Origin of the sequence: Aliiglaciecola sp. LCG003 (genome assembly GCF_030316135.1) — a bacterium.
GTDB lineage: Bacteria > Pseudomonadota > Gammaproteobacteria > Enterobacterales > Alteromonadaceae > Aliiglaciecola.
On the sequence record NZ_CP128185.1, the window covers coordinates 3,152,398 to 3,170,143 of the forward strand.

Here is a 17,746-nt window from a genome sequence, read left to right on the forward strand (position 1 = left end):
TTTATTGACCCACCGAACTGACAATCCGAATTTGCTTGTCGTTTGGTATTTCTTGGTAGGACAAGACGTGCAGTCCCATCACTGAATGTTTGAAGAACTTTGATAACACAGGACGTAACATGCCTGATGTCAACAACACTGCTGGCTCTCCTTCCAATTCTCGTTGTTGAGAGGCTTCACTGAGGGAATGTTGTAATTTCTCAGCTAATCCAGGCTCAATACCTGCACCATCTTCACCACCGGCTTGCAATGACTGGTGCAACATCTGTTCCAACTCAGGTGCCAAAGTTATGACGGGCAGTTCAGCTTCATTATTATTGATTTCTTGGACTATGAGTCTTTTCAGTGAAATTCGCACTGCTGAGACTAAAACATCAGGGTCTTGCGTACGTGGGCCATACTCACATAATGTTTGCACTATGCTACGCATATCTCTAATAGGCACACCTTCATACAACAGAGTTTGTAGGACTTTCACCACCGTACTAAGTGGTAACAAATCTGGCACTAAACCTTCGACTAATTTGGGACTTGATTTGGCTAACATATCAAGTAGCTGCTGGACTTCTTCATGGCCAAGTAATTGATAGGCATTATTGGTCAGCAATTGACTCAGATGTGTCGCCACCACAGTGGCAGAATCAACTACCGTGTAACCTAACGTCTGTGCATGTTCACGTTGCTCAGGGCGGATCCATACCGCATCCAAGCCAAATGCAGGATCTTTGGTCGCTTTACCTTCCAACTTACCAAAAACCTGGCCGGGGTTGATCGCCAATTCATCATCATGACTAATTTCAGCATCGCCTACGGTCACGCCCAGCATGGCAATAGTGTAACTATTTGGGCTCAAATCTAGGTTGTCACGGATATGCACGGGCGGGATTAAAAAGCCCAACTCTTGAGATAACTTCTTCCTGACCCCTTTAATACGGGTCAGCAACTCGCCACCTTGGGTTTTATCAACTAGCGGAATAAGCCTGTAACCCACTTCCAACCCTATGGTGTCAACATGCTGTACATCATCCCAACCAAGCTCTTTGATTTCAGCTGGTTGTAAGCTTTGTTCCGGCAACTTATCCAAGGATTTTGGTTCTTCCGCTGCCTTCTTAGCGCTCCAAGTATTGAAATAAGCAACACCACCCACTACGGCACTAAATCCTAAGAAAGCAATATGTGGCATACCTGGCACTATACCCATTACGAACAAAATACCCGAGGTCACATACAATGCTTTTTGATTACCCAATTGACGCTTCATTTCCGCGCCCATCTCTTGTGAGTCATTTTCACGGGTAACGATGATTGCGGTAGCTACCGATAGTAATAGCGAAGGTATTTGCGCCACTAGACCATCACCAATGGTAAGTAGAGTATAAATCTCGATGGCATCACCAAACGCCAAATCGTGTTGAATAATACCGATGAATAAACCACCAACAATATTAATCAACATGATGAATAGCCCTGCAACGGCATCACCTTTAACGAACTTAGAGGCACCATCCATGGAACCGTAAAAATCCGCTTCTGAAGTAATTTCTAGGCGTCTGATGCGGGCTTCATCTTGATCGATATAACCAGCATTTAGGTCTGCATCAATCGCCATTTGCTTACCTGGCATAGCATCCAAGGTAAAGCGAGCGCTTACTTCGGATATCCGCCCGGCACCGGCAGTAACAACTTTAAAATTGATGATCAGTAGTATGGCGAATACCACTATACCTACTGCATAATTGCCACCGATTACGACCGCACCAAAAGCTTCAATGACTTTCCCTGCCGCATCCCCACCTTCATGACCTTCCAGTAATACGATACGAGTTGAGGCGACATTCAAGGCAAGTCGCAATACCGTAGCGATTAGCAAGACTAATGGGAAGATACCGAAATCCACCGGTTTTTTGGTAAAAACCGATACCAGGATCACCATCAATGACAATGCGATATTAAAACTGAAGAGGATGTCGAGTAAAAATGCAGGCATTGGCAAGATCACCATACCCATAATGGCCAAGACCACCAGAGGTGCACCCACGCCACCAGTAAATTGCTTTACTTGATTTTTATCAACGCTATTTAATAAGCCAGTAAGTTGCATATAACGAGTTTTTGACGGTGTGAGAGAATAACAGTGGGATTGCAACAACTGAGCCAGCTTTTAGTAAAAGCCGTAAACAACAATATTTTAATAGTCAAAAATAAAAAACCCAGCCGAAGCTGGGTTTTCATCATTCAAAAGCGTCTTATTTAGCAGAAACTTTTCTGCGAACTAGTAGACCTAGGCCAGCTAGCATTAGCAATAATGCAGAAGGCTCTGGCACATAAGTAACAGCGCCAAGATTAGTTTCAGCAAACGCAACTGGGAATACGTCTTCGATATCACCGTTTACGTCATAGAAAATTTCATCTAACACCATGAAACCACCAAAAGCACTAAGCTCAAGCGCTAGTACGTAATCAGGTGAAGCACCGAAAAGGTTAAATTCGTCAACAAAAAAATCTAAACCTGCAAACGGATTGAACATATCAATACCGGCAGTTAATAGCTGAGGTGAAAACTCTGCTGATACAGCATCAGATAAGCCAAGGGACAAAGTACCAGGGCTAAGATCAAGGACGGTAGATTCAGCGCTTAAAAAGCCAAAGTCATCTGCATCATCAGTATTATAGGTAATAGAACCGATTAATTGGTTTGCACCTTCAACAATCCCGTAAGGGTTTGAATCTGCAAAATCAACAGACACATAGATGTCCTGTTTGATGATTGCGCCTGCACTGGCGGTCATAGACATGCCAAGAGTAGAAACGATTAAACCTGTAGCAAGCAAAACTTTATTCAAATACTTCATAAGTGGGCCTTATATTTTTTGTAATCTGGATTGGTGTATCCGATCATTCTTGTTGTTTTAATAATTGTTACGCGATCACTTTTTGTGAATGTGACCTCTACCGACTTTAAAGCAAATAACGAACCAATATTTATTTTCCATAAATTTCAACAAGTTACTATTAGGCTTGGTTTACTAATAGATAAATCCGTTAAAATTATTGACACTTTATTTAGTTTTCGGCGCCGCATCAGGCTGATCATCCTCATGTGAGGAATGATCATTTTCATCACTACTGAAGTCCGCATCATGTTCTTCGTGATCACCCACCACATCTTCCAACCTAACTTTATCGACGCTTCGGAAAGTATTGATGGGGCCGGCCAATGCATAAAGTGCAAAGACAAGGAATAAAATTAATGAAGGTTCTGTAGCCACCACCACAAATACCAACATAACCAATAGGATAGCTACAAAAGGCACTTTGCCATGCAGATTAAGTTCTTTAAAAGAATTGTATTTAAAGTTACTGACCATCAACAAACCAGCCAGACCTGTCACCAAAGCAACAATAATACCGTTATCACTTCCTCTAAGACCATATTCCTCACCTACCCAGACCAACCCTGCGACTAACGCCGCAGCCGCCGGGCTGGCTAAGCCTTGGAAGAAACGTTTATCCGCCACACCTAGCTGAGTATTAAAGCGCGCCAAACGCAGGGCAGCGCCAGCGACATAGATAAAGGCTGCTAACCAACCTATTTTGCCTAAATCAGCCAACCCCCAATTATAGGCAACCAGTGCTGGGGCCATACCAAAAGACACCATATCGGCCATTGAGTCGTATTCGGCGCCAAATTCACTTTGAGTATTGGTCATGCGCGCTACGCGGCCGTCCAGACCATCAAAAATCATCGCGATAAAAATCGCTACAGCCGCTGCTTCAAAACGGCCATTCATTGACGCTACAACTGCATAGAATCCAGAAAAAAGTCCCGCAGTGGTTAGCAAGTTAGGTAATAAGTAAATACCTTTACGTTTAGATTCAGTCATTAGTCCTCCTAAATTAGGCTCACAAGATACCATAACGTCTAGGATACGGTACAAGGGAAAAACAAGATTTTTCAAATAGAATAGCGATCCCTAGCGTAATTGGTTAGAATTGTGTCACTATTTACCGGCAGTGTGAAAGTTAAGTGTCTGGAATTTTTACACCAGCACTTTAGCTTTACCTTAACCACAGCGAATAACATTGAAAAGCCATTGTTTTTAAACGGTTTTATAAAACTGGAACAATAGTTGCTTAACTCGGATCAGAGATATTTTGAAATCGGTACGGTGACATCCGTAGCTTCGAAAATTAGGACGCACAATATGTTTAAAAGAGCAGTAACAGGTTTTTTTGTGTTATCGATAGCAAGTTTGGCTAACGCATCCACCACGACTTACACTCCGCAAGATTGGAATCTAACATCCTCTAATGTCAGCATCAGCGGTAACCAAATCTATAAATCTGCCGGGGCGAACGGTGTGAAAATCACCGCTTGGGCTAACTCTGGTAATTTCGGCGTATGTGGGACGGGTCCTGAATGTGATCCAGGTTCAGCATCTTACGACCAAGACCCCTTTCTTGAGCGTGCGCAGCTTACCAGTTACAGCAGTGGTATTGGCGCGATTAATGCCGACGACAGCACCAGTGATCCGCATCATGCATTGGATAACAAAGGCAGTAACACCAACTGGGCTGAGTTTGACATGGTATTGTTTGAATTCGATACCGCAGTAGAACTGACCGGTTTGCGTGCTGGTTGGGCAAGCAACGATTCTGATATGACTGTACTTGGTTACACTGGCTCAACCGCTTTAGATACCAATACACCTTTCGCTTCAGATGATAAATGGAGTGATCTTGTAGGCAAGGGTTGGGGCTACCATACTGATGTCATGAACCTTGGTGTAAATAATACTAAAACTATTGCTCCCGGTTTTGAATCTAAATATTGGTTAGTTGGCGTGTACAATCCAGTATTTACTGGCGCAACGAATAGCAGTTGGGATGCAGTCAAGTTAAGCATGGTTTCAACCAGAAAGGCTGACAGTCAAACTAGCGTGCCAGAGCCAGCTACTTTCGCCTTGATGTTGGCTGGTGTTGCAGCTTTATTGAGACGTAAAAAGACGGTATAAGCCAAATAATTCCAAGAAAAGACGGTTCGCCGTCTTTTTTTATGCCTGAAATCCCTGTGCTAAATGACAAATACCCCGTTTACCTTGATGTGCAATATGAATACATCTAATGTTATTCTTGCGCTTCAAGTCTATATGACTTGTTATACCCTACGGGTGTAAAAATCTCGACTTTGCTGTATGTTAAGCAGCTTAAATAAAGTTTCAAATCAAAATTTCATTGTGAGAATTAATGTGTTGAACGTATTGAAGGCGCTGACTTTTGTTAGCCTACTACTAGTCCCTTGTTATAGTCAGGCTGAAAACAGCAGCGAATATTATGAAAAAGCCTTGAAATCGTTTCAAGCCAATGATTTTGAAGCATCCTATATCCATTTGAAGAATAGTTTAAAAGAAAATGAAGATAACCTACCAGCCAAAATACTCATGGGTAGAGTGCTGCTTATTAGTGGGTATTTAGTTGAAGCTGAAGATGTATTACAAGAAGCACTCAGTGCCGGCGCCGACCCCAGTCTAGTTGCAGATCCGCTAGGTAAGGTTTGGCTGTTCACCAATCAAAATGAAAAGATTGTCGATGCAGAATTTAACAATCTAACACCTCAAAGTAGCACTGATTGGCAAATCATTGTTGCCACAGCTCAACTAAATATGGGTAACATCGCCGGAGCGAGAAAAGAATACCAAAGCGCTCTGATCACTGAACCGACCAATGTCAGAACTTTAAACGCATTGGCCTCACTTGAAATCCGCGACGAAAATTATCCAACCAGTAAAGACTATCTAAACAGATCATTTATGGTTGAACCAAACAATCCGCAAACCTGGTTATTACAAGGTAATTATTATTTACGTCAACAGCAAATAGCCGAAGCCATCTCCGCCTACCAGAAAAGCTATGCCATTGACCCAGAAGACCCGGTTATCAAGCGTTCATTGGTGACGGCGCATTTACAAAACCAAGATGTCGACGCAGCGAAAGCCTTATTAAACAAAATACTAGAACAAACCCCAGGGGACCCGACAGCTATGCTGTTAAAGGCATGGTTGCTGGCCAAAAATCAAATGAGTGACGAAGCCGCCAAAGAGCTTGAAAATTTGAGCGCTCAGTTGGCTGGGTTGAGCGGTGAAGTGCTGCAAAACGACCCTTCTCTATTGTACGTTAGCGCTTTATCTGCTTATGCCCTACAAAATTATCGGCAGGCCAAAGTACACTTTATTCAGTATCTAACGTTCGTCCCAAACCATATTGAAGCAATTGCGTTACTTGCTAAAACCCATATTAAACTGAACGAACCCAAGCCCGCGCTGGAAGCTATGCAGCGTCATGAACGCCAATTAATGGAAAAAATTGACACCGCACTTTTGTTAGCGGAACTGTATCTAGCCAATGACAAGTCATTCAAAGCGGTTGATATTATAAGTCGCCTCAAATCCCAATACCCTAACGACCCCAGCGTCGAATTACTCGACATTAAAACCTTAATGTCTCGTGGAAAGTACGATTTGGCACTAGAAAAGCTGGATGCATCTGAACATAGCCAACGAAATATTGGTTATATTATGACTAGGACTCAATTATATATTGAGACCGGAAGGTTCGCGGAAGCTGATGCAATCGCGAATAAATTATTAGAAGTATCACCAGATAACATCAATTTTCTCAACCTCAAAGCGGCGATTCAAATTAAATTAAAACAGTTCGCAAAGGCTGAAGAATATTTAGATAAAGCTCTATTAATCAATCCAGAGCATTTCTCAGCCCGTTTTAACAAAGCCAATATTCTTAGCGCCAAGGGGGATCACGAAAAGGCGCTGAAGCTAGCCTTAGAATTGAATACTATTCAGCCAGATTCAGTTAATGTTTTAGTCTTGCTGGCCCGCAGTCAATTCAATAATGACGACGCCAATGCGGCAATTGATAATCTTAAACGAGTATTGGAAAAAGATATCGATAACTTGCCAGCCTTAGAGTTACTTACCGCCGTTTATACGCAGCAAGGTGATACTGAGAGAGCCTTACGTCAAATCAATATTGCGATCAAGACCCGTCCCGATGAACCCAAGTACCAAATGCAACGAGCACAACTTTATTTGACCTTAAAGCAGCATGACCGAGCTAAACGAGAATTGCGTAAGATCAATCAATTAGTTGAGAAGGATCCCGTAGCCCTAGTAGAGTTGAGTAAGATTCAATTTAGAGCTGGAGAACTAGACGATGCCAAGAAAAGCATTGCCGATGCGTATGCCATTCACCCAGACAGTTTCTTCTTGGCCACAGAATACGTTAGGCTGCATCTTGCTAGCAATGATTTGACCAGTGCCCGTGCCATGTTATCTAAATGGTTGAAGCTACGTGCAGGTGATCCACAATTGTTAGTTTTATCCGGCGATGTCTATAGCGCCCAGCAAAAAACAACTGAGGCGGCTCAGGAATATCTCAAGGCGTTGGAAGGTACTAGTAATTACCAAAATGCTTTGCTCAAACTCTATCAACTCGCCTCCCGAGGAGTTGCTGCTAAGGAGTTTGAACAGAAGTTAATTCAAATAGTGGACAGGGCACCGGAATACTATTTTTCACGAAATCTGCTAGCTGACTTTTATGTTAACCAAGGTAGATTAGACGACGCCTTACCCCACTATGACAAGCTTTTAGACGTTAAGCCGCTAGTCAATCAGATGTTTATTCTGAACAATTTGGCCAACATTTACATCAACAAAGATTTGTCTAAAGCGGAACAATATATTAATCAGGCACTTGAAATTGGCAATGAAAATGCTGCTTTGTTTGACACCTACGGCTGGATAACTGCCCTCAAAGGCCAACATGAACAAGCACTAACGATTTTACGAAAATCTTTTGCAATGAACTCTGATGACCCTTCTAATCAGTATCACCTAGCTTATACCTTGCATAAACTTGGACGTGACACAGAAGCCAAGACCTCTTTGAACCGTGCTCTGTCCTCGCCCCGCTACTTCATCGAAAAGGATGCTGCACAAGCACTACTTGAACAACTCCAATAGTATTAAAAAAGCCGACGTAAGTCGGCTTTTTTTGGCTAGTGATCAGGCAAGAACTGAAGTGACCCACGCTGATGTTAACAGTCAGCTTATCAAATCACCTCGCTATCAGTTGTGGGTTACCCAATAATCAATGAATAATCAACTCACCATCTTGGACATCTATTCTGATGGTACTATCAGGTTCAATCTCGCCCGATAGCAGTCGCTGGGCCAATGGATTTTCAATTTCAGTTTGAATTGCACGCTTAAGTGGCCGCGCACCATAAACTGGGTCGAATCCCGCTTCAGCAATACGCTCTAATGCTTGCTGAGAAAGTTCCAGTTTATGACCTTTTTCAATCAAACGTTGACGTAAAGACAGCAATTGAATTTTGGCTATTGACTTGATTTGCTCCATACCCAAGGGATGAAATACAACTGAATCATCAATACGGTTAATGAACTCAGGGCGAAATTGTTGCGCCACTATATCCATCACCATTTTCTTCATTTCTTCGTATTGGCTTTCTTGATGTTTATCTTGAATCACATCTGAACCAATATTAGAGGTCATAATGATCACCGTATTTTTGAAGTCAACCGTGCGCCCTTGGCCATCAGTTAGCCTGCCGTCATCTAATACTTGCAACAGGATATTGAAAACATCAGGGTGAGCTTTCTCCACCTCATCTAATAGAATGACCGAGTAAGGCTTTCTGCGCACCGCCTCAGTCAAGTAGCCACCTTCTTCATAGCCGACATAGCCAGGAGGGGCACCGACCAACCTTGACACCGAGTGTTTTTCCATAAATTCTGACATATCAATGCGCACCAAAGCTTGCTCAGTGTCAAACAGAAAACCAGCCAAGGCTTTACATAATTCAGTTTTACCTACACCGGTTGGGCCTAAGAACAAAAATGAGCCGATTGGACGGTCAGGATCAGATAAGCCCGCACGAGAACGCCTGATAGCATTAGATACGGCTGTCACCGCTTCTGATTGGCCTACTACGCGAGAGTGCAACACATCTTCCATTCGCAGTAACTTGTCCTTCTCACCTTCCAGCATCTTGCTGACAGGGATCCCCGTCCAACGCGACAATACATCGGCAATTTCATGCTCTGTCACTTTATTTTTCAGCAAGTGAGTTTCGGTTAGGTCTTTTTCAGAAGCTTGTTCTAACTTCAGTTCTAACTCTGGGATCCGGCCATATTGCAATTCGGACATGCGGCTTAAATCAGACGCTCGTCGTGCAATTTCTAAATCCAGTTTTGCTTGTTCTAGCTCAGATTTAATGTGTTGCGTACCTTGCATAGCTGCCTTCTCAGATTTCCAAATTGTCTCTAATTCAGAAAACTTAATTTCAGCTTGCTCACGCTCCAGCTCAATAAGCTCAAGTCTTTTATGGCTGGCTTCATCTTTTTCTTTAGCTAACGCCTGCTCTTCAAGTTTCAGCTGGATAATTCTGCGCTCTAAACGATCCATATCCTCAGGCTTAGAATCCATTTGCAGACGAATGCTTGAAGCCGCTTCATCAATCAAATCGATGGCTTTATCCGGCAGTTGACGGTCAGAAATATAGCGATGAGACAAAGACGCCGCAGCGACTATGGCTGGATCGGTAATATCAACTGAGTGATGCAGTTCATAGCGTTCTTTAAGACCACGTAATATTGCAATAGTGTCTTCGACACTAGGTTGATCGACGATGACTTTTTGGAAACGACGCTCTAGCGCCGCATCTTTTTCAATATATTGGCGGTATTCATCTAACGTGGTTGCCCCCACGCAGTGCAAGTCGCCACGTGCCAATGCTGGTTTGAGCATATTGCCAGCATCCATTGCGCCCTCGCCTTTCCCTGCGCCGACCATGGTATGCAATTCATCAATAAATAAAATCACCCGCCCTTCTTCTTTGGACAGTTCATTTAGCACCGCTTTGAGTCGTTCTTCAAACTCGCCGCGGTATTTAGCGCCCGCTATCAAGGCTCCCATATCCAATGACAAGACACGCTTATTTTTTAAACCCTCAGGGACTTCTGAATTAATAATACGTTGCGCAAGCCCTTCTACAATGGCAGTTTTACCCACACCCGGCTCACCAATCAATACAGGATTATTTTTTGTTCGACGCTGCAATACTTGAATGGTGCGACGAATTTCTTCATCACGACCTATCACTGGGTCTAATTTGCCCTGCTCAGCACGCTCGGTCAGGTCTGTGGTGAATTTTTCCAAGGCTTGGCGCACATCTTCTGCATTTGGGTCAGTGACTTTCTGACCACCGCGCATTTTTTCAATGCCTTGCTCTAATTTGCCCTGAGTCACATTTAATTGCTTAAATATCTCCCCCAACTTGCCTTTATCTTCAATTGCCGCCAACACAAATATTTCTGAGCTGATATATTCATCTTTGCGTTTTTGTGCAATTTTATCGCTCATATTTAGCAATACAATTGAATCTTTACTAAGTTGCACGTCACCGCCAATCCCATCTACACGAGGTAAACGCTCGATGGCTTCTGCTAGCGAAGAGCGCAGCGCATTAACATTGACGCTGGCATTATCGAACAGGGGGCGTATTGAACCGCCCTCTTGATTCAACAATGCGGTCATTAGGTGAACGGGTTCGATATATTGGTGATCTCTGCCCAACGCGATTGATTGAGCGTCGGAGATAGCCATCTGAAATTTACTGGTAAATCTATCTAATCTCATATTTGCGTCCTAAAGAATTTACATTACCCCTTAGATGGGTCCAACTTATCTATGATTCAATAGATAACCCTATGCTTGCTTGATCTAGATCACAATTTTAGCGCTATTTTTCGAGGTAAATAGCGCTGATGAAACGACCCGTTTGGGCCGCGCCGTTGTGCTGGCCGTGGCGGTGGGAGTAAAACAACTGATGATTTTGATAAGTACAAATATTTTCGCTGTGAATTTGGCTTAATCCCAAAGACTCACAAATGGCTGTGACTATTTCTATCAAACTGCATTGGTACTTGGCCACTCCAGTTAAGCTATTGGCAACGTGAATAAAAGCGTTGGGATAGCCAGTAAAAGCCTGTTTAACCTCTTCACCTACTTCGAAGTGCTGTTGCGAAATATGTGGACCAACCCATAAAGTAAGGGTGTCGGTAGGACACTGCATAGCCTTTATACTATTTTGCAACACCCCATTAGCTAATCCCCGCCACCCTGCATGCACGGCAGTAACGCAGGTAGCAGCTTGATTTGTAATTAAGATTGGCAAACAATCAGCTGTCATTACCGCACAGACTAGCTGCTTGTTTTGGGTCATGCTAGCATCAGCCTTAGCAGTTTCACCAGATAAAAAATACTGCTCTGATAGAGAGATACAACGACTGCTATGAACTTGCTGCAACCATGCTATTTTATTCGCTAAAGGCAATCTGCTGCGATTAGCCTCGACTCTGGCTGAGTGGTCACCCACATGAGTCGCCAAATTAAACGAGTCATATGGTTGACGACTGACACCATTTAGGCGATTAGTATAAAAAGCGTTGACGCCATCAGGCAATGCCCAATTAGGCTTAATTACATTTTCTGTGGTTAATTTAGTCTTCGTCAAATCCATGTTCGAGTGTATCCGCCTTTAATACCTCTAAAAGTTCGCACATATCCTCTGGTAGTGGTGCTTTCCAGCTCATCCACTCACCTGTAATAGGATGGGCTAGTTCTAATTGAATAGCATGTAATGCCTGACGTTTGAAACCTCTTAACATAGCAATCATTTCTGGCCCGCTAGCTTTGGGGAGTCTGGGGCGACCACCGTAAAGGTTGTCTCCTACCAGAGGATAGCGCAGATGCGCCATATGCACTCTGATCTGATGAGTTCGACCGGACTCAAGTTTAAGACGCAAGTGCGTATGGGCTCGAAACTTGTCTTTAACCCGATAATGGGTCACAGCTGGTTTACCTGACTCTCTAATTGCCATGCTAGTGCGTTTGGTAGGATGTCGCCCTATAGGTGCGTCAACCACTCCACCAGCAACCATAGTGCCATATACAACGGCCTCATATTCGCGGCTAATCTCGCGGGCTTGTAGAGCTTCAACTAAGTGTGTCTGGGCCGGTACAGTCTTCGCTACTACCATCAAGCCAGTAGTGTCTTTGTCGAGTCGATGTACGATTCCTGCCCTTGGTACATTTGCCACTTCAGGTGCGTGACTAAGCAAGGCATTTAGCACAGTGCCGTCGGCGTTGCCTGCGCCTGGGTGTACAACTAAATCAGCGGGCTTATTAATAACTAGTATGTGTTCATCTTCGTAAACAATATTTAGCTCTATCGATTGAGCTTCATGGCTGACTTGAATTTCAAGAGTCGCATCTATTTCAATTTGTTCTTCACCAAATACTTTTTCTTTAGGTTTATCCCAAACGACACCGTTTACTTTAACATTTCCAGCCAATATCCAATCTTTTATGCGAGATCTTGAATAATCTGGGAACATTTCGGCTAAAGCTTGATCTAACCGTTTGCCCATAAGTATTTCGGGCACTGCCGCGCTCAGTTGAACGGCTTGTTGTTGGATTGACATGTAAAATATGGTCCTGTTAATGAATGACTGCAATTCGCAATAAAAAGTGCATCACAAAGATCCCTAAGGTAGAATGCTTCGGATCAATGAATTAATATAAGTGGAGTTTAGCGGATTTTTACCTTCGGCTGAATCCTAATAAAGAATAAGAGTACCATGACATTTAAAAATTCATTCTATAAACTAGTTTTAATATTATCAGTTGTCGGCCTTTATGGTTGTTCTTCCTCACCTGATAGTGAAGAAATTTTACTCGGCAACCGCAGTGAAAGCGCTTTGTATGAAGAAGCAAAGAAAACGATGGCGCAAGGAAATTTTAACGCAGCCACGACGATTTTAAGTACTCTGGACTCTAGATACCCTTTCGGTCCTCACTCCCACCAAGTTCAGTTGGATTTGATCTACGCCTACTACAAGGTAGGTAAGACAGATGAAACTATCGCAACCATCGACCGTTTCGTTCGCCTTAATCCAAATCATTCCGATGTGGATTATGCTCTGTACATGAGAGGGTTAACCAATATGGATGCAGATAAAAATTTGTTCCAAGAAATGGTAGGCATAGACCGTTCTGACCGCGACCCCTCCCGCTCTAGAGATGCATTCGATGATTTTAGACGTTTGATAAATAAGTTTCCAGATAGCAAATATGCGGCTGATGCCAAGAAACGTATGGTTTTTATCAAAAACCGTCTAGCCAAATATGAAATTGCTATAGCGCGATTTTATATGCGTCGCGAAGCCTTTGTCGCTGCTGCTAACCGTGGTCGCTATGTTTTGGAGTACTACCCAGATTCAACTGAAATTCAGCAGGCATTAGAAATCATGGTTGAATGTTATGAGCAATTGGATTTACCAGATTTGAAGAAAAATGCGCTGAAAACATTGCGCTTGAACTACCCTGATAGTCAATACTCAAGCTAGGAATACGTTCCACTAGTGTTGACTCAGTAAACCCCTTGAAGATAGAAATAACTCAAGGGGTTTTTTATTTGGTGTTAAAAAACAAATGACTGAATGGATTTAACAAGCGTGCGATGCCAGAAGTAAAGTGTAATGGTGCGTCGACAATTGAAAATACTAAACACCCCTCACTGGCTTCAGAATAAGGAGCATGAGTATTCTCCCCACCCATTAGAATGAAATCGCCAGTATCGTAGTCAGACATACCATCACTGAATTCGCCGTTTATAACTAGCGTCAGTTCGGTACCTCTATGAGTATGTTCTGGGACTCTTCCGCCTTTTTGCATATAGATAAAGTTAGCTTTACCTATGGGACCTAAATCGACAGGAGCTTGCCAAAGATTACCAAGCAAATGTGAAAAATTACCGGTTTTAGCAATAAAACGTCTCAATGTACGTGGCAATTTAAATTGCCTACCGTCCAATTCAATCGACTCAACCAGCGGTTGACCTCGACTAGCTTGATCGAAAGTGATTTGTTCCGCTGCGGGTAATTTAGTGATATCAGATAGCATAGTACCAAAATCAATGCGCTCAGCTTCTACTTCAAATATTCCTTCACCGATGCTGCTTTCTAACAACTCGATGCGGCCTCTGCATTTGGGACACATATCTTTGTGAGCAGAGATCATCAACGCCATTGCGGGGGCAGAATTGCCTTCGACGAAGTCGATTAGCTGCAATTGGTTAGGGTGGAAATTAATCATCGTCGTTCAACATCTCTTTCAATCTTTGTAGGGCTAATCGGGTTCTCGATTTTACCGTACCAAGGGGGATCCCTAGTTCATCCGCAACTTCTTGCTGCGATTTACCTTCGACATATATAGCTTCTATAACCACTCTTTGCTTATCTGGAAGGGTTTCAAAAAGGGTCGATACCTGCTGTAAGGTAATCTGATGATCTATAGACACTTCATTGACATCAGCAGTTTGCTCGCACAGTACAGGCCAAAGATCGTCAGAACATATATCTTCCTTGCGATTTCTTTGCTTGCGTAACATGTCGAAGCGAATATTTCTGGCAATGGTGAAGATCCACGTAGAAGGTGAACCTTTTTCAGCATTAAATAAGTGCGCCTTTTGCCAAACATTTGACATTGTATCTTGCACCAGCTCCATCGCTAGCGCTTCATTACCAATTTGCTTTAACGCATAAGAACGTAAACGCGGGGCGAAGTAGCCAAACACTTTAGAAAATGAGCGTGTACATCTATCTTCTGCGACTATCTGCAAATACTGAGACATCTCTTCGGCACACTCTTTTGGCCGCGGCGTTTCCGAGCGATTTTCTTCCAATGGGATTCCGACTAACATGCACCTTCACCTGAATTTGTTAACTTCAGAATTTATACGTGCTTTGACTGAAAGGGATCACTCTACCAGTTGAGAAAGAAATTCGACAGCATTAACGCAGTCTTTTTGAGCCAAAAACTTTTGTTTTTGCTCTGCCGGAACAGGTAATAATTCGAGCCAGCGATAGATGACCCACAAAGGGTTACTGAATTCCGGCTTTGGATAAAGCGCATTTACCTCTGGGTATTTAACAAATATCTCTTGAAGTCGAGTATGCATGGGTGCGAGGGTGTCAATATCTAGATCGCAGGACCAGTCATCTTGCCATTGACATTGTCCCACCCGCAAACCGTCATCTTGCGATTCTATTGCATCTATAGTGACACATCGATGCCCTTGAACTTTGATGCCCAACAAGCCGTCTTCCAACAGGTCGAAGTCCACCACCGTGGCATAGGTTCCCACTGGGTATATGTGTTGATTGAGCTGTTTGTTGCCTTGAGAATTGAGCATACAAATGATGAACCCCGTCTGATTAGCACAGGCTTCTTTTACCATCCGGATATAGCGCGGTTCAAAAATTCGCAACGACATCATGCCACCAGGCAATAAATGCGCAGACAAAGGAAACAAAGGTGCCGAAAAAATGTTGGAGCCCAAAATAATATTCCTCTTAACGATTCATAGAACTTTACGACACTCAAAGGAGTTTGGATCGAATTAATTGAGTTAGTTAAGTCAATAGGCATAACACTAAAATGCACAATCCAGTAAATAAGCATATCGCATTTACCTAGTTGAGGCTAAAACAGAGGTACGGTGGTTTAAAATAACGCCCTTACGCTAATTTGAGTTGTCAGACATAGCCTGGCAGTGAGGTCATACGAGACAGGGTTACAGGGGTATAAATGGTTGTCAGACATAGCCTGGCAGTGAGGAGCATTTTAATGTCAAATAAGGCCAACAATAAATAAAATGTAAAGCCAAAAAACTGAGGATTAAATTTATTCAACCACGGAAATAGGTTTTGAATACATAGGCTTGCCTTGATTTATAGAAATTTCGACCCGTCGATTGCGACTCCGATCACCATTATTTTCATTTGTCGATAACGGCGCTGTATCGGCTTTGCCGACAACGATCATTCGTTGTTCATCAAATCCGGTCGCCCGACGTATTTCTTCCGCCACAGCCACTGCACGTTGCGCGGAAAGGTCCCAATTGGAACGATATAGCTCATTGGAGATTTGTTGACTGTCACTGTGCCCTGAAATTTCAATCTCGCCAGGGACATCACCTAAAAGCTCACCAATGTTCTTTAATATAGGTTTAAATTGCGGTTGTAAGAATGCTGACCCCGCTGAAAATGAGCCTTGTTCTCTGATCCGAATAATGATTTGCTGTCCCAAAGACTCCATTTCAATAGAGCCGTCTAAGATTTGTTTTTCCAACTGCTGAGCAACTTTTTTCATCATCTCATTAGTTTGTTGCTGGGTAGCTTGCATCTGTGCTGTACTAGCCGCTTGGTCGGTGGCGGTTTGCTGGGCAGAGCCGCCACGTTGTTCACCCCGTTGTTTTTGACGTCCGCCGGCAGAATCCTCATCACCCGCTTGAAATTCAAGCATTTCTTGAGTCATATCGATTGTTTGCTGCTGGATATTTTCAATTGGAGTGGGGTCCGGTTTCCCTGGTCTAAACTCCATTGCGATAACGCTTGTACCTTTGGGAATGTCTTTGACTTCAATTTTATTTTGCACACCAAAGGCAAACTTCATTGAACCGGCGATTTGTTTAAACTTCAGTACGTCCATTTCAGAAAAAGCCAGTAATAAAACAAAGAAACACATCAGCAGTGACATCAAGTCTGCGAAAGTTCCCATCCAAGCCGGAAGTCCTTCAGGTGGACACTTTGGACATTCCTGCTCAGCCATTACTACTCTTCCTCAGCGGCGCTGCCGCGCTTATTAGCAGCCAAATAGCTCTTCAAAATACCTTCGATGACACGGGGATTTTGCCCATCAGCAATACCAATGATGCCATCCAACACCAAACTTTGATTGATCTTTTCCTCAATCGCACGATTACCTAGTTTTACGGCAATCGGCAAACACACTATGTTAGCGAAAAATGCGCCGTACAAGGTGGTTAATAGAGCCACCGCCATTGCAGGTCCAATCGCTTTGGGGTCATCCATGTTTGAGAGCATGGCAACCAACCCAATTAAGGTACCTATCATACCCATAGCGGGTGCGACGTCACCCATACCTTTGTAAATAGTCGCCCCAAACTCATGGCGTTCGGTGGTCATTGCGATGTCTTTGGCTAGGGTATCTCTTACTACATCCACATCGTGACCATCCACCAGCATATCGACCCCTTTTTGCATAAAGGCGTTTTCTATTTCAGCCTCTTCAAGGGCTAAAAAACCACCTTTTCGAGCAGCATCGGCCATTTCAACGATTTTTTGAATCAAGTCATCTGGCGATTCAATTTTAAACATAAATGCTTTTGCAGCGATTTTACCAGCTCCAAAGAATTGGCCCAGAGAAAATTGCGAAAGCACAACAAACAACGTTCCGCCGAATACAATTAGTATGGATGGCACATTCATAAACATGCTGAGATCTCCACCCAACACCATGGCCATAAAAACAAAACCAATTGCACCAAGCATACCTATAAGGGTTGCTAAATCCACACTGTCCTCCAAAGACGCCAAATACTTTGCGAAACCCCGTTTCGAGCAAACTATTTTACAATGCTACTTGACTTGATAAGTCACTGAAATATTCAATTTTATCGGCTATAGATTACAAATCTGAAGCAATAATTATTTAACCCTACTCTAGGTTCATTAAACCATAGCATATTCCTAACTTCAGTATAATAAATAGCACCTAATTG

14 protein-coding genes are annotated in these 17,746 nt (G+C 43.1%); 3 read left to right on the top strand and 11 right to left on the bottom strand.

The window, feature by feature from the left end; genetic code table 11:
• Window position 1: 1 nt before the first annotated feature.
• The 3 genes from flhA to pssA all read right to left on the bottom strand — a co-directional run bounded on the left by flhA (window position 2) and on the right by pssA (window position 3,884).
• Window positions 2-2,101, bottom strand: a complete 2,100-nt coding sequence (flhA, locus tag QR722_RS13770; RefSeq protein WP_286287684.1) for a flagellar biosynthesis protein FlhA — start codon at window positions 2,099-2,101, stop codon at window positions 2-4.
• Window positions 2,102-2,246: 145 nt separating this feature from the next.
• The gene (locus QR722_RS13775) at window positions 2,247-2,852 is read right to left on the bottom strand and encodes a PEP-CTERM sorting domain-containing protein (RefSeq protein WP_286283472.1); all 606 of its coding nucleotides are present in this window, start codon (window positions 2,850-2,852) and stop codon (window positions 2,247-2,249) included.
• 207 nt (window positions 2,853-3,059) lie between these two features.
• Complete coding sequence (gene pssA / locus QR722_RS13780; protein ID WP_286283473.1) at window positions 3,060-3,884, bottom strand: CDP-diacylglycerol--serine O-phosphatidyltransferase; 825 nt, start codon at window positions 3,882-3,884, stop codon at window positions 3,060-3,062.
• Window positions 3,885-4,205: 321 nt separating this feature from the next.
• Between pssA and xdp1 the strand changes: the two genes are divergently transcribed.
• A complete protein-coding gene (gene xdp1 / locus QR722_RS13785) occupies window positions 4,206-5,015 on the top strand; it encodes an exosortase-dependent surface protein XDP1 (protein WP_286283474.1) in 810 nt (269 codons plus the stop codon).
• Between the two features lie 234 nt (window positions 5,016-5,249).
• Window positions 5,250-8,039: an XrtA/PEP-CTERM system TPR-repeat protein PrsT gene (prsT, locus tag QR722_RS13790; RefSeq protein ID WP_286283475.1), complete on the top strand. Its 2,790-nt coding sequence runs from the start codon at window positions 5,250-5,252 to the stop codon at window positions 8,037-8,039.
• Window positions 8,040-8,166: 127 nt separating this feature from the next.
• Here the strand turns inward: prsT and clpB are convergent, their stop codons facing one another.
• From clpB to rluD, 3 genes are all read right to left on the bottom strand, one after another.
• Complete coding sequence (gene clpB / locus QR722_RS13795; protein ID WP_286283476.1) at window positions 8,167-10,737, bottom strand: ATP-dependent chaperone ClpB; 2,571 nt, start codon at window positions 10,735-10,737, stop codon at window positions 8,167-8,169.
• Window positions 10,738-10,840: 103 nt separating this feature from the next.
• Window positions 10,841-11,620: a peptidoglycan editing factor PgeF gene (pgeF, locus tag QR722_RS13800; RefSeq protein ID WP_286283478.1), complete on the bottom strand. Its 780-nt coding sequence runs from the start codon at window positions 11,618-11,620 to the stop codon at window positions 10,841-10,843.
• A complete protein-coding gene (gene rluD, locus QR722_RS13805; protein WP_286283479.1) occupies window positions 11,601-12,584 on the bottom strand; it encodes a 23S rRNA pseudouridine(1911/1915/1917) synthase RluD in 984 nt (327 codons plus the stop codon). The genes pgeF and rluD overlap by 20 nt, the downstream gene beginning before the upstream one ends.
• A 156-nt stretch (window positions 12,585-12,740) precedes the next feature.
• Here rluD and QR722_RS13810 point away from each other — a divergent pair, with 156 nt between their 5' ends.
• Window positions 12,741-13,508 carry an outer membrane protein assembly factor BamD gene (locus tag QR722_RS13810; RefSeq protein WP_286283480.1) on the top strand — a complete coding sequence of 256 codons (768 nt, stop codon included), beginning with the start codon at window positions 12,741-12,743 and terminating at the stop codon, window positions 13,506-13,508.
• A 64-nt stretch (window positions 13,509-13,572) separates the two neighbouring features.
• On the opposite strand, the gene QR722_RS13815 is transcribed toward QR722_RS13810, so the two are convergent.
• The 5 genes from QR722_RS13815 to pomA all read right to left on the bottom strand — a co-directional run bounded on the left by QR722_RS13815 (window position 13,573) and on the right by pomA (window position 17,540).
• Window positions 13,573-14,256 (bottom strand): ChrR family anti-sigma-E factor, encoded by a 684-nt coding sequence (locus QR722_RS13815; RefSeq protein WP_286283481.1) that lies wholly within the window; start codon window positions 14,254-14,256, stop codon window positions 13,573-13,575.
• Window positions 14,249-14,863, bottom strand: coding sequence for a sigma-70 family RNA polymerase sigma factor (locus tag QR722_RS13820; RefSeq protein ID WP_286283482.1), 615 nt, complete (start codon window positions 14,861-14,863; stop codon window positions 14,249-14,251). Before QR722_RS13820 ends, QR722_RS13815 begins: the two co-directional genes overlap by 8 nt.
• 57 nt (window positions 14,864-14,920) lie before the next feature.
• Window positions 14,921-15,502: an LON peptidase substrate-binding domain-containing protein gene (locus QR722_RS13825; protein WP_286283483.1), complete on the bottom strand. Its 582-nt coding sequence runs from the start codon at window positions 15,500-15,502 to the stop codon at window positions 14,921-14,923.
• A 344-nt stretch (window positions 15,503-15,846) separates the two neighbouring features.
• Complete coding sequence (locus QR722_RS13830; protein ID WP_286283484.1) at window positions 15,847-16,773, bottom strand: flagellar motor protein MotB; 927 nt, start codon at window positions 16,771-16,773, stop codon at window positions 15,847-15,849.
• Between the two features lie 2 nt (window positions 16,774-16,775).
• Window positions 16,776-17,540 (bottom strand): flagellar motor protein PomA, encoded by a 765-nt coding sequence (gene pomA / locus QR722_RS13835; RefSeq protein ID WP_286283485.1) that lies wholly within the window; start codon window positions 17,538-17,540, stop codon window positions 16,776-16,778.
• Between the last annotated feature and the right edge of the window lie 206 nt (window positions 17,541-17,746).

Coding starts and splice junctions, on each gene's coding strand:
- flhA (WP_286287684.1), bottom strand. CDS start 2,101: ATGCAACTTACTGGCTTATTAAATAGCGTTGATAAAAATCAAGTAAAG.
- QR722_RS13775 (WP_286283472.1), bottom strand. CDS start 2,852: ATGAAGTATTTGAATAAAGTTTTGCTTGCTACAGGTTTAATCGTTTCT.
- pssA (WP_286283473.1), bottom strand. CDS start 3,884: ATGACTGAATCTAAACGTAAAGGTATTTACTTATTACCTAACTTGCTA.
- xdp1 (WP_286283474.1), top strand. CDS start 4,206: ATGTTTAAAAGAGCAGTAACAGGTTTTTTTGTGTTATCGATAGCAAGT.
- clpB (WP_286283476.1), bottom strand. CDS start 10,737: ATGAGATTAGATAGATTTACCAGTAAATTTCAGATGGCTATCTCCGAC.
- pgeF (WP_286283478.1), bottom strand. CDS start 11,620: ATGGATTTGACGAAGACTAAATTAACCACAGAAAATGTAATTAAGCCT.
- rluD (WP_286283479.1), bottom strand. CDS start 12,584: ATGTCAATCCAACAACAAGCCGTTCAACTGAGCGCGGCAGTGCCCGAA.
- QR722_RS13810 (WP_286283480.1), top strand. CDS start 12,741: ATGACATTTAAAAATTCATTCTATAAACTAGTTTTAATATTATCAGTT.
- QR722_RS13815 (WP_286283481.1), bottom strand. CDS start 14,256: ATGATTAATTTCCACCCTAACCAATTGCAGCTAATCGACTTCGTCGAA.
- QR722_RS13820 (WP_286283482.1), bottom strand. CDS start 14,863: ATGTTAGTCGGAATCCCATTGGAAGAAAATCGCTCGGAAACGCCGCGG.
- QR722_RS13830 (WP_286283484.1), bottom strand. CDS start 16,773: ATGGCTGAGCAGGAATGTCCAAAGTGTCCACCTGAAGGACTTCCGGCT.